Annotated in this window: 8 protein-coding genes; 2 read left to right on the top strand and 6 right to left on the bottom strand. The window is 48.5% G+C overall.

From position 1 onward, the window contains the following. Positions 1 to 80: 80 nt before the first annotated feature. On the top strand, positions 81 to 1,940 hold the full coding sequence (locus ACO6VG_RS20700) for a DUF3857 domain-containing protein (RefSeq protein ID WP_422138142.1): 1,860 nt from the start codon (positions 81 to 83) through the stop codon (positions 1,938 to 1,940). A gap of 7 nt (positions 1,941 to 1,947) precedes the next feature. Here ACO6VG_RS20700 and maiA read toward each other — a convergent pair whose 3' ends face one another. From maiA to ACO6VG_RS20680, 4 genes are all read right to left on the bottom strand, one after another. Next, positions 1,948 to 2,577 (bottom strand): maleylacetoacetate isomerase, encoded by a 630-nt coding sequence (gene maiA, locus ACO6VG_RS20695; RefSeq protein WP_422134012.1) that lies wholly within the window; start codon positions 2,575 to 2,577, stop codon positions 1,948 to 1,950. Positions 2,578 to 2,581: 4 nt separating this feature from the next. Continuing rightward, the gene (fahA, locus tag ACO6VG_RS20690) at positions 2,582 to 3,892 is read right to left on the bottom strand and encodes a fumarylacetoacetase (protein ID WP_422134011.1); all 1,311 of its coding nucleotides are present in this window, start codon (positions 3,890 to 3,892) and stop codon (positions 2,582 to 2,584) included. Positions 3,893 to 3,984: 92 nt separating this feature from the next. Continuing rightward, positions 3,985 to 5,298: a homogentisate 1,2-dioxygenase gene (gene hmgA / locus ACO6VG_RS20685; protein ID WP_422475434.1), complete on the bottom strand. Its 1,314-nt coding sequence runs from the start codon at positions 5,296 to 5,298 to the stop codon at positions 3,985 to 3,987. Positions 5,299 to 5,558: 260 nt separating this feature from the next. Continuing rightward, positions 5,559 to 6,767, bottom strand: a complete 1,209-nt coding sequence (locus tag ACO6VG_RS20680) for a hypothetical protein (RefSeq protein ID WP_422138140.1) — start codon at positions 6,765 to 6,767, stop codon at positions 5,559 to 5,561. A gap of 862 nt (positions 6,768 to 7,629) precedes the next feature. On the opposite strand from ACO6VG_RS20680, the gene ACO6VG_RS20675 reads away from it, so the two are divergent. After that, positions 7,630 to 9,990 carry a DNA polymerase II gene (locus ACO6VG_RS20675; RefSeq protein WP_422475432.1) on the top strand — a complete coding sequence of 787 codons (2,361 nt, stop codon included), beginning with the start codon at positions 7,630 to 7,632 and terminating at the stop codon, positions 9,988 to 9,990. A gap of 220 nt (positions 9,991 to 10,210) precedes the next feature. Here the strand turns inward: ACO6VG_RS20675 and ACO6VG_RS20670 are convergent, their stop codons facing one another. Continuing rightward, a complete protein-coding gene (locus ACO6VG_RS20670; protein WP_422475430.1) occupies positions 10,211 to 11,332 on the bottom strand; it encodes a hypothetical protein in 1,122 nt (373 codons plus the stop codon). Positions 11,333 to 11,753: 421 nt separating this feature from the next. After that, positions 11,754 to 12,368 (bottom strand): hypothetical protein, encoded by a 615-nt coding sequence (locus ACO6VG_RS20665; RefSeq protein ID WP_422138138.1) that lies wholly within the window; start codon positions 12,366 to 12,368, stop codon positions 11,754 to 11,756. Positions 12,369 to 12,581: the final 213 nt, after the last annotated feature.

The following is a 12,581-nucleotide window of genomic DNA, read 5'->3' as shown; positions in this document are numbered from 1 at the left end:
TTTTATATATTGACGGTCAAAGTTATTGAGTGAGTTTCATTAATTTTTAGAAAGTTCCATTAATTGTTAAAGGGGGAGTTATGTCTGATTCGAGATATTTTATGCGTGCTTGTTCTGCTCTTCTGTCTTTCTTGTTGCTGGTTATTTCGGGGTTGGTTCTGGCGGATGAAGCTGTTCAGGACTATCGCAGTCTGTTGGCGGAATATCATATAGAGATCAACGACGATCTGAGTTACACCCGTATTGTAACCTTTGAGTATCAGGTGTTGACTCCTGCAGGTGCTGAGGAGTTGCAGGAATACCACTACAGTTATTTTTCCGAGAATGAATCCCTGAAGGTTCTGGAAGCTTCGATTACCCATCCGGATGGTAAGGTGTTCCCTGTTGAAAAAGATAATATTTATGAACAGGATCTGGGAGGGCGTGATCAGGAGCGGCGTTCCAGGGAAGTCGTGGTGATTTTCTCCCGGTTGACACCAGGCAGCACCATGAAACTGAAGTTTGAGCATGTGGTGAACAAGGACAGCCCCATGGGCTTTAACATGGTGCTGCAACCCGAATTGGAACTGGAACAAAAGAAATTGGCAGCTACCATTGTGCTGCCTGAAAACAAACCCATGAAATGGGGGAGCAGAGGCAATTTCTCTGTTAAAGAGCTTTGGAAAGGCAAGCGTAAAGAGTTGACGGTCAGCCTTGAAAACTTCCCTTATCAGGAGATGGAGCCAAATATGGTCAGCCCGGATGATGTGCTGCCCATGTTTGCGATAACCTCTCTGAAAAGCTGGGAAGAGATCGGCCAGATATACTACGAAAGTAGTCTGAACAGACAGGCTGACAGTGAAGAAATCCGTCAGTTGGCTGAAGAGATCACCCGCGGAGCCAGGCATCCACGGGAGGAGGCAGAACTCATCTATAACTGGGTGGCCCAAAATATTAATTACCTGTCTCTGAGCTACAACCTTGAAGATACGCTGGTCCCTCACCCGGTGGAAGAGATTCTTCTTCATGGTTATGGCGACTGCAAAGATCAGGCTCTGTTGTTGCAGGCATTGTTAAAAGCCCGTGGTATAGAGTCAAAGTCGGCATTGGTCAGCTGGGATAACAGCTATAAGGATTGGCCGGTACCGACTTCCATGCAGTTTAATCATGCGCTGTTATACATTCCTGAAATGAACACCTGGCTCAATCCCGTTTCACCCCTGTCTCCATTCGGATCACTGGATTACAGTCTTTCGGGCAAGCGAGTGGTGCTGGCCAGCCCTGAAGGTGAAACTCAATTTCTTCCCGTCATGCAACCGGATCAGAACCGTTATTGGGTAAAAAACCAGTCGGTGCTGTCCGGGAATGGATTTTTGAGAGGAGAGAGTAAAGTCACCGGGACTGGAACCATCGGAGAAGAGATTCGCGAGCTGCTGGCAGCCAGTGGCAGCGGTGAATGGAAGGCCAGTAATCTGCTGGCGGACACCCTGATCGGCGGTTTTGGCTCTATCTCTCAGGGTGCGTCTGCTTATGATCTGAAAACACAGCCCGCCTATAAGGGTAAATGGCACAGCCCTCACGCTTTTGAACTGGGCAAGGAAGGATTTATCACCACTGCACCAGGGCTGGATTTTCAAGATGTGCTGGCGCTGAGAACCTATCTGGTGGATGGAGAGCGCAAGTACCCGTTTACGGTCGGACCCCGGCATTATCATTGGGAGCACCGAATGAAACTCCCCAAAAATTATAAAGTCACCCGGCTTCCGGAAAATTTGAAGGTGGATAATCAGGCCGGCACTTACAGCAGTCATTACAGGATGGAGGGTAATACTCTGGTTGTGAAGCGGCAGATCGTCATTAAGAAAAACCTCTATCAACCCGGTGAATACCCTGAATTCGAGCGGTTGGCCTACCTGGCTATTAATGATCGCCGTGCCGTCATTGCTTTGAAGCGACGCTGAGCTTCAATCATAAGGTGCTGTCAGGCTGTTGCTCTGGACTGGCATCAATAAATGCATTGAGTTCATTACAGTGCTGGTGGATCCTCTGGATTTTTGGATAATCCCTTAATGGCACGTTAAACCGCAAGGCATTGTAGACCTGAGGTATCAGACAGATGTCGGCCAGGGTAGGGGTGTCTCCGATACAGAAAGGGTCATCCCCCAATTGCTGCTCACAGGCATCAAAACCTGTTTTTATCCAGTGCTGGTACCATTGGTTTTTTTGCTCGTCACTGATTGCAAATTCTGACTTCAGATATTTTAGTGTTCTCAGATTATTCAGAGGATGGATATCGCAGCTGATGATATTGGCCAGACTTCGAATCCGGGCTTTCTGCCAGGCATCACCGGGAATAATGGCTGGTTCCGGACAGGTTTCTTCAAGCCATTCCATGATAGCCATGGACTGAATCAGCCTGTTATTGCCGACTTCCAGTGCCGGTACCAGTCCCTGGGGTTGAATGTTTTTATATTTATCCTTTGTCTGTTCTGACTTCAACAGGTTAACCGGAACCAGTTCGTAATCCACCCCTTTCAGGTTCAGGGCAATCCTGACCCGGTAAGCCGCTGAAGATCGGAAGTAGCTGTATAGCTTCATTGTGTTATCCCTTTGCTGGCAGAAGAGTGGCCGAGACTTCACCAAAGCCGATTCTGGCCGTGCCTTCTTTCTCGCACCAGCCTCTCATGATCACGGTATCTCCGTCCTGCAGGAACCTTCTTTGTTCACCATTGGTCAGGTTTATAGCCTCCTTACCACCCCGGGTCAGCTCCAGCAGTGAGCCTGCTTCCTCTGGCCTGGGGCCTGACTGGGTACCCGTTCCCAGCAAATCGCCGGATTGCAGGTTACAACCATTACTGGCGTGATGAGCCACCATCTGGCCCACACTCCAGTAAGAATGTTTGAAGCTGGATTGAGACAGCTTTTCCATGCTTTGTTGAGAACCTTTCATGGCGGGTGTTTGCAGGAGGACTTCCAGCTGAATGTCCAGAGCGCCCAGACGAGTGTTTTCTTCCGAGCTCAAATAAGGCAGAGGTTGTGGATCATCGGCAGGACGAAGATAACTGGTTCGATATGGAGCCAGTGCTTCCAGCGTCACGATCCAGGGCGAAATAGTGGAGGCAAAGCTTTTGGCCAGAAACGGTCCCAGGGGCTGGTATTCCCAGGCCTGAATGTCTCGTGCAGACCAATCATTGAGAAGACACAGGCCAAATACATGCTGATCGGTCTTATCCAACGCAATAGGGTCACCCAAAGGGTTGCCCTGACCGATGAAAATGCCCATTTCAAGCTCATAGTCCAGTCGTTTACAGGGACCAAAGGAAGGTTGTTCTGCGTCCGGTGCTTTGGTTTGACCAACCGGACGGTGAAAAGTTTGTCCTGAAACCCCAATGGATGAGGCCCTGCCGTGGTAGCCAATGGGCACCCACTTATAGTTGGGTAGCAGAGGATTGTCGGGTCTGAACAGTGAACCTACGGCTGTAGCGTGATAGATAGAGGAATAGAAGTCCGTGTAATCCCGAATCTGGCAGGGCAGGGCGAATTCGGCTTTGTTCATGGTGATCAGACAGGGCTTCAGTTGGCTCTCCAGTTCCGAGCCTGTTCTCAGTGCTCTGGACAGGCTGAGCCTGAGAGCGCTCCAGTATTCAAAGCCCAACTCCATCAGGGGCGTTAAATTTTCCTGGGCACAGGCTGTCAGTGCCACGGCTGCCTTGCCGTCAAATGGCTTCAGTGCGTCCGTTGCCTTCAGGTCCAGAATCTGGTTGCCAATGGCTACGCCACAGCGGAAAGGCTCACTGCCTGTGCGAAAAACAGCAAAAGGCAGATTCTGAATGGTAAAGTCGGCATCCAATTTGTTGGCACAAATTACCCAGCTGGTTAGATTAACGTCATGGGTCTCGTTCATTGAAATCATTGGTCATCCTGAATGCATCAAGAAGCAGGGTACCAGCAACTGCAAACAGCCTATCTGGCACGCGTGATTTTTGTTGTTAATGACTGTCTGACTTAAGGCTTCTGACTGGGATCAAAATGCTTCTTCAGGCCAGACCAGCATTTAAGATAGTCTTTTTGTCGCAGGTTGCTCTCCATGGCAAATTTTGAGGGTACGTAGACATATCGGGATTCAAACATGAACGCCAGAGTGTTTTCATAACGCACGGGCTTCAGCTCCGCTTCGCTGGCTTTCCTGAATACCTCCGCCTCGGGACCGTGGGGTGACATACAGTTATGCAGACTGCTGCCACCGGGTACAAACCCTTTTTCCTTGGCGTCGTAAACACCCTGAATCAGCCCCATAAACTCACTCATAATATTGCGGTGATACCAAGGGGGGCGGAAGGTGTTTTCAGCCACCATCCAGCGGGGAGGGAAGATGACAAAATCCAGGTTGGCTACGCCGGGTGAGTGAGATTGGGAGGTCAGAACCGTAAAGATAGAGGGGTCCGGATGGTCATAGCTCACCGTATTGATGACATTGAAACGGGACAGCTCGTATTTATAGGGTGCCGAAGTTCCCACCCAGGCAACGACATCCAGGGGTGAGTGATCGAGCTCACAGGCATAAAGGTGACCAGCAAATTTAGCGATCAGTTCGAAGTTACCTTCTTCGTCTTCATACCAGGCAACGGGGTATTGGAAATCCCGGTCATTGGCGAAGCCATTGGCGCCTGCCGGGCCGCGTTCCGGCAGTGTCAGAGGGGCTCCATAGTTTTCGCAGAGATAACCAATGGCCTGACTCTCCAGAAGATCCACTCTGAATTTCATACCTCGCGGAATCACGGCGATATCTCCCGGGCTAACCTGTAATCGACCCAGTTCGGTACAGATCATCAGAGCGCCTGACTGTGGCACAATCAGCAGCTCGCCATCGGCATTATAAAAAAAACGCTTTTCCATGCTCTGGTTAGCGGCGTACAGATGAATGGCACTACCGATCTGTGTAATGGCTTTACCATTAGCCGCAAGGGTAGTCAGACCACTGATAAAATCAGTCGGTTGTTTCGGAGCGGGCAGTGGGTCCCAACGAAGCGGACTTGGCACAGGCGGCAGGTCTGTCAGGGGGGCGGTTTCCAGCAGGGGATTGTTCTCCCAGGGCTGGAAGTCTCCCTGAACAACAGAGGGGCGGATTCGATAAGTCCAGGTCCGGCGGTTCTGGTGTTTGGGGGCTGTGAAGGCCGTGGAGGAAAACTGTTCACAATAGAGCCCGTAAGCCACTTTCTGAGGGTTGAAGCAGGCCTTGGGCAGGGCACCGAGTAATGCCTCTGTTTCGTGTTCGTTACCAAAGCCCGTCTGGTATTCAAGATCGTCAGGTAATGTCATCAAACTGAACCTATCGTTTTTCTTATTTCCAAGCCTAATTGCCGGGTAAGGATGAAAGCTGTTTGTCGAGGTCCTGAATTGTTTCCATTTTTAGCCAGTCCTGAGAGTTTGTCCATAAGGATTCTGGATTTTTAATCTCCCGGCGCTGCTGCGACAGTGTTAAATCCGGCTCCTTCAGGGCTCTCTCTTTATCACAAGTCCTGTGAGCTTTTCTCTCCACGGCTTACCTTCATGACGACAGAAGTCGTGTGTGCAACAGGTCAATTAAACAAGGTGTGCAAATAATCCAAAGGGGCATAGAGTTTCTGCCATTGGTTACGGACTGTTTCGGTGAAACTTTCTTCAAGTGAGTAACCATAAACAGCATTGTTTGAAACGCCATTGATCAGAGCGATTGTCAATGCAGGAACCAGGGTAAAAGCGACGTTTTTCAATAAATGGTTTGAGTCCAGGTTTGATTTTTGACTCGACAGAAGAAACATGACGACGGCCCCGACTGTACTTCCGCAATCACCTGAATGCGGGATACTGGTTTCAATTTTTCCTAGAGAGAAGGCCAGAGTATAGAATGCGATAACGGACAAGACTGGGTCAGAGATCCAGAAAGCTACTGCTCCGATGGCTCCGATTGTGGCAACGGCCCTTGTTCCGGCTAATTCTTTGGTTGCGGTCAAAGCTTTTGCTCCTGCTTCCACCTCGACTGCATGAGCATCGTCTGAATTATATGTTGACATATAGATTTTTGACATCACTGAATGTGCCATCAAGTTAGACAGCACATAAGCAAAGATTGCATTAAGAGTAGAGCCTCTGGCGGCCAACCGCTCATAAACTATTGCCCCGACCATCAAGCCTGTGATGGATTTCAAGATGGCATATTCAAGAAGGGTAATTTTTTCAGGCTTGATTGAACGAATGTCACGGTCCCTTAAATCCTTTATGGTCTCAGCTTCGGCTACTGTTCTTGCCATTACCTCATGGGTAAAGTATGCGATTGTTATGGGTATAAAATAAGGGTCGTCAGTCGTGTATGCTCTGAAACCAACGAATCCTGTTCCTACATATCGCAGCGGTTGCCACAGGGGCCGCCGAAGGGACCAGTACGGCGATACGTGTCCGACTAAAGCAACCTCAGTGGAGGTAATAACGGCTGCCAGTTGATTACAAAAAGATGATTTGACCTCTTGTAACTCATTTTGCTGTGTGCCAGACAGGCCAGATCGGCCTGTGAGGGTAGATACCAGCTCGGGTGATCTGCAGATGCCGTACCAGAATCCGTAATTGATCAAAGTGGAAACGGCCAGCCCGGAACTGCTACTGACCAGTTTCAGGCTATCTTCAACTAACGAAGCATTATTGTAATGGCTCAATAAGTTAAATTGTTCTTCTTTCGATAGATCTGAATGAGCGACTGAACCTATAGATAACAAGCACGACAACAGTGCTGATATCTTACACAGTGTTTCCATTGTTCATATCCTTAATTGGGGTAACTGATTTATTGTCAGGAAATGTCAGGCTGAACCTTTTCGTACCGGGAATTAGTACCAAACGAACTTTCTAACTCCCTATTGCGCTGAAGAATTGAGCCTTAATCCTGCGTTGGCGATCGTCGCCATAGCTAAGGCTAAGACTCCTCACGCCGCCTTGTTTTAAGGCTCAAATCTCCATGCTCATCACGGGAGCTAGCAGCCTGTCGGACTTAAGACTGTCCTACTGCGGTTGCAATAAATTGGTCTAAAAATCCCTGTTTCTTCGTCAAATAGCTCGCTATTCTCCTCAGAAACAGAGATTTTTATCCTCAATTTCTTGCAATCCTCGCTACGGACGCTTAAGTCCGACAGGCTGCTAGAAAGCACGATTGGTATAACTGCTTTTTTGTGGTTGTTTTTTGCAGTTGTGTATACCTGACCAGTTCACAGAGGAAGCTATCACCAGGCCCCAGCCCTCTGGACTTTGCTGTTTCCACGGGAGTTTATAGTTCAGCAGTGGAATTTTCGCCATTTATTAGATTCATCGAGTGAGTGTATAACCCCGTATTCTTAGAGGTCGCTGCAAAGCTTGAGGTTTCTCCATTTTTAGCCAGTCCTGAGAGTTTATACCAATCGAGCTTTCTAACTCCCTGTTGCGCTGAAGATTTGAGCCTAAATCCTGCGTTGGCGATCGTCGCCTTGTCTTAAGGCTGAAATCTCCATGCTCATCATGGGAGTTAGAAAGCACGATGGGTATTATTCGTACAGATGACCAATTTTTCCTCTCCCGGAGATATTGCGGCAATGTTAATATCTCTCAGAATCTGATTGACCGAATAGACAACGTTTGAGAACTGACTTGCCAAATACCCAGCCTGTACGCAAAGGCTTTCTTCTTAGCCGACATAGCCAGGACCGCAGAGGACAGACGGAAGTTGTTTTGTGGGTTGTCACTGATGATGGTCCTGCAAAGCTGGTGGTTGAAGGGGAGCGTCCCGTCTGTTTTGTTGTTTCCTCGAGGTTTGAGCCGCTAAAGAGTGAGTTTTTCAGGAGTTATCCAACGATTGAGGCAAAGCCTTTACCTCTGAAGAACTTTCGTCATGAGCCAGTCACCGCCCTTTATAGTCAAAACGTGAACCAATCGTTCCAGGTGCATGATTATTTTCGTACCAGAGGCATAGAGTTACTGGAAGCCGATGTCAGGCTGGCAGACCGGTTTCTGATGGAGCGTTTTGTTTACGGTGGCATGGCATTCACGGGTGATTTGGTGCAGAAGTCAGGCTATCAGGAATACCGCAAGGTGCGAATTCGTCCTGCTGAGTTTAATCCCGACTTCAAGGTGGTCTCCCTGGATATTGAATGTTCCGAGCGAGGTGAACTTTACTCCATTGGACTTTTGGCCGGGGACTTTCAACGGGTCATCATGGTGGGCGATCAGGAGCCGGTTGACTGGATACATTGGGTTGCTGATGAGAGAGCGCTTCTGGAGGCACTTGAAGTGACGCTCGGAACTCTGGACCCCGACATAGTGATTGGCTGGAATGTCATTAATTTTGATTTTCGGCTGCTGCTTAAACGGGCAGAACGCCATGGCATGTCGTTGAAACTGGGCAGGGGGCAACAGGCAGCCAGCTGGAGAAGTCGCAGGGGTGATAGTGGGCAGGGGTTTATTACCCTGCCGGGTCGAATGGTCATTGACGGCATTGAGGCATTAAAGGCGGCCACTTATCAGTTTGACAGCTTTAGTCTGGAGTTTGTGGCACAGACGCTTCTGGGCAAAGGTAAGGCGACAGAAGACGTAGATAACCGGATGGCTATCATTAATCATGACTTTCACCATAACAAGGAAAAACTGGCCCGTTACAACCTGCAGGACTGCCGACTGGTTGCAGAGATTTTTCAACACACCAACATCCTTGATTACCTGAGATTACGCAGTCATCTGACCGGGCTGGAGCTTGATCGTATGGGCGGCTCTGTCCAGGCATTCACCAATCTTTATATGCCCCGGTTGCACAGGGCTGGTTATGTGGCTCCGAATTTACCGGAAGGCGGAGGGCTGGCCAGTCCGGGGGGGTATGTTATGGATTCCATACCAGGACTCTATCGCAATGTCATCGTTCTGGATTTCAAGAGCCTCTATCCTTCGATCATCAGAACCTTCAAAATCGATCCACTGGGACTGGTGGAAGGTCTGCAGGAACCGGAAGGGGCGATTCCCGGTTTTCGTGGCGGCCTGTTCTCCCGTGACCGGCACTTTCTTCCAGATATTATTGCTTCTTTCTGGGCCCAACGGGATGAGGCCAAGAAGCAAAAGGATGCTGCCCGCTCCCAGGCGCTGAAGATTATTATGAATTCCTTTTATGGCGTGCTGGGCTCAGGTGGATGTCGTTTCTACGATACCCGGCTGGCCAGCTCCATTACCCTGCGAGGGCATGAAATCATGCAGCAGACGGCCCGCTGGATAGAAGAGCAGGGCTATCAGGTGATTTATGGCGATACCGATTCTACGTTCGTGCTCCTGAATGAAGCCTATTCCGATGAACAGGCCAGGTCCACCGGGAAAGAACTGGAGCGGCTGATTAATGAACGCTGGACAGCCAAATTAAAAGAGGATTATCAACTGGACTCGGCACTGGAGCTTGAGTTTGAAACCTGTTACCGAAGGTTTCTGATGCCGACCATTCGTGGCGCGGATACCGGCAGTAAAAAACGCTACGCCGGCATTACAGCCACTGCCAGCGGGCAGCAACTGGTATTCAAGGGGCTGGAAACGGTCCGTTCTGACTGGACGGCACTGGCAAAATATTTTCAAACAGAACTGTTCTCGTTGGTGTTTAACGATCAATCTCCGGAAAACCTGGTCAGGGAGACTGTGCAGAAAACACTGGCCGGAGAGTGGGATGACAAACTGGTGTACCGAAAGCGACTGCGGCGTAATCTCAGGGACTATGTTAAAAACATTCCTCCCCAGGTCAGGGCAGCCAGAAAAGCCGATGAGATCAATCAGTCACTGGGAAAACCACTAAAGTACCAGCGAAAAGGCTGGATTCAATACCTGATCACCGTCAACGGCCCTGAGCCGCTGGAATATCGCACCAGCCCCATTGATTATCAACATTACATCGACAAGCAGCTAAAGCCGGTGGCAGAGGGTGTTCTTCCGTTTATAAATCTTGATTTTAATACCTTGATTGACGAACAGATGGGACTGTTTTGACGGTTCAACCCGTCGTGCCAGACTGGGCCTTAAGTACCTAACCAGTTGGTTTCGCATATTCTGGACGGCGGCTTTTTCCATCCTTCTGCGTTCCAACTCTGGTTGCGTAGCTATGGCTACGCGCCCGTCGTTGCGCCTTGAAGGATGAAAAAATCCACTCGCCAGAATATGCGAAACCAACTGGCCAGGTACTTAGGTCGTCTCTCGCCTAAACTGCCTGTCAGTTAAACAAGGTACACAAATAATCCAAAGGATTATGAAATTTCTTCCATTGGTTACGTACTGTTTCGGTGAAACTTTCTTCAAGTGAGTAGCCATAAACCGCATTGTTTGAAAAGCCATTGATCAAAGCGAGAGTCAATGCGGGAGCCAGAGTAAGAGCAACGTTTTTCAATAAATGGCCTGAGTCCAGTGCTGAGCGTTGATGACTGAGAAGAGCCAAGACCAGGTTTCCGGCCATCAATCCTCCCACCATTCCAACAGTGATGTCGCTTCTTCTAGCACAAGGAGAAATCAAAATCGCGGTGTAAACTACCATGGCGATGCTCGACAATAGATCTTTTGATATGTGCGCGGCCCTTACGCCTCCGGATATGGCTGTAGCCCATGATCCAGCCAAGGCTCCGACTCCTGTTCCAGCCAGGACATCTGCTCCTGCTTCTGTCCAGACGCTATCATCACAGTTTGAATTGTATTTTGAAAGAAGGCTTATTGCTGATAATCCCTCTACCAATGCGTGGGATATTATGTAACCAAAGATTGCTTTTGCGTGTGAGCCATCTCTGGCGATCATCATGTCATAGACTATCGACCCGACCGTCATGGCAGCGACTGATGACAACATGGAATATTCACTTTCAGCATAATCCAGAGGATGGGTTGTGCTTCTGTCCTGATACCTTGAGCTCCGGATAGCAGTGGCTCCGGCTACCGTTCTTGCTACTACCTCATGGGTAAAGTAACTCGCAGTCACTATGGGCATAAGATAAGGATTGCTGTTAGTGTATGCTGCATAACCACTGTAGGCTGTTCCGGCATATCGCAATGTCTGCCACCAGGGTTGCTTAAGGGGCCAGGATGATAGGTGCCCGGCTAAAGCGACCTCGGTGGAAGTGATAACGGCTGCGAGTTGATTACAAAAAGATGATTTGACCTTTTGTAGCTCATTTTGCTCTGTGCATGACAGATCAAAGCGACCTGCAAGGGCAGAGACTACCTCGGGTGATTTGCAGATGCCGTACCAGAATCCATAATTGATCACGGTGGAAATGGCCAGGCCGGAGCTGCTGGTTGCCAGCTTCAGGCTGTCTTCAACCAACGATGTATTACTGTAGTGGCTCAATAATTTAAATTGTTCTTCTTTTGATAGGCCTGAATGAGCGACTGAACATAAAAATAATAAGCACGAGAAAAGCGCTGTTAGTTGACCGGATATTTTCATTATTGAAATCCATAATCAGGGTATCTGATTTGCTATGAAGCAAATGACCAGTCAAATCTTTCCTGCCAGTATTAACCTGCTTGTTTTTTATAGCATCCATAATGAGGTTCAAGGGTGACAGATGCTTAATATACGACCGCATTTGGCTGGTCTTTGCAGATACGAGAGTTCGATCAGCATATACAGGAAGCTGCAGTGCCTGACCTTTTATTGTTTACGGGAGAATTTATAGTACAGCAAATGAACTTTCGCTATTCAGTAACGGTCATTGTTTGGCGATTCACGAAATAAACTAGTCTCTCGCATCTAACCTAACCATTTGTTAATTAAACAAGGTGTACAAATAATCCAAAGGAGCATGAAATTTCTTCCATTGGTTACGAGTTGTTTCGGTCAAAGTGTCCTCAAGTGAGTAACCGTAAACCGCATAGTTTGAAATGCCATTGATCAGGACGATTGTCAGTGCAGGATACAGGGTAATAGCAATGTTTCTTAATAAATGGTTTGAGTCCAGCTCTAAGCTTTGTTTAAACAGAATTATCAGGACTGTGAGTCCGGTTCCAGCTCCGGCCATAGCTCCAAGTAGGACTTCGTCTTCAACTCCGGATAAAAATTCAGTTTTACTGAGTGACAAGGTCATATAACCCACTACGACTGTGGACAATGTCAGGTCAAAGAATCCAGCATAGAAGGCTCCGGTCAAGGCTAGGGCCATTGATCCAGCCAAGGCGCCGGCTAAGGTTTCTGCGTCTGCTTCCAGCTCGAATGCATGGGCACCGCCTGAATTAGAAGCTGAAAAATGGCTTTCGGGTAGTAATAATTCTATCAATGCAGAAAACGCAAGATAAGCAGAGATGGCTTTACCCGTTGAAGAGCCTGCGGCGAGAAACTGGCGATAAAACATTGCTCCAAACATCACGCAGGTGATTGATTTCACTAAGGCATATTCACTGCAGGTATAATTTTCGGGTTGGATTGGAGGTCTGTCCAGGGTCCTTAAAGCCAGTGTAGTCGTAGCTCCGGCTACCGTTCTCGCCACTATTTCATGGGTAAAGTAAGTCGCAGTCATTATGGGTATAAAACGAGTGTCGCATTTTGTGTATGCTAAATAACCAGTGTATGCGGTTCCAACAAATCGCAGTGGCCGCCA

The sequence above is a fragment of the Endozoicomonas sp. ALB032 genome, assembly GCF_049310125.1.
GTDB lineage: Bacteria > Pseudomonadota > Gammaproteobacteria > Pseudomonadales > Endozoicomonadaceae > Endozoicomonas_A.
This window is presented reverse-complemented; position numbering and strand designations above follow the sequence as displayed.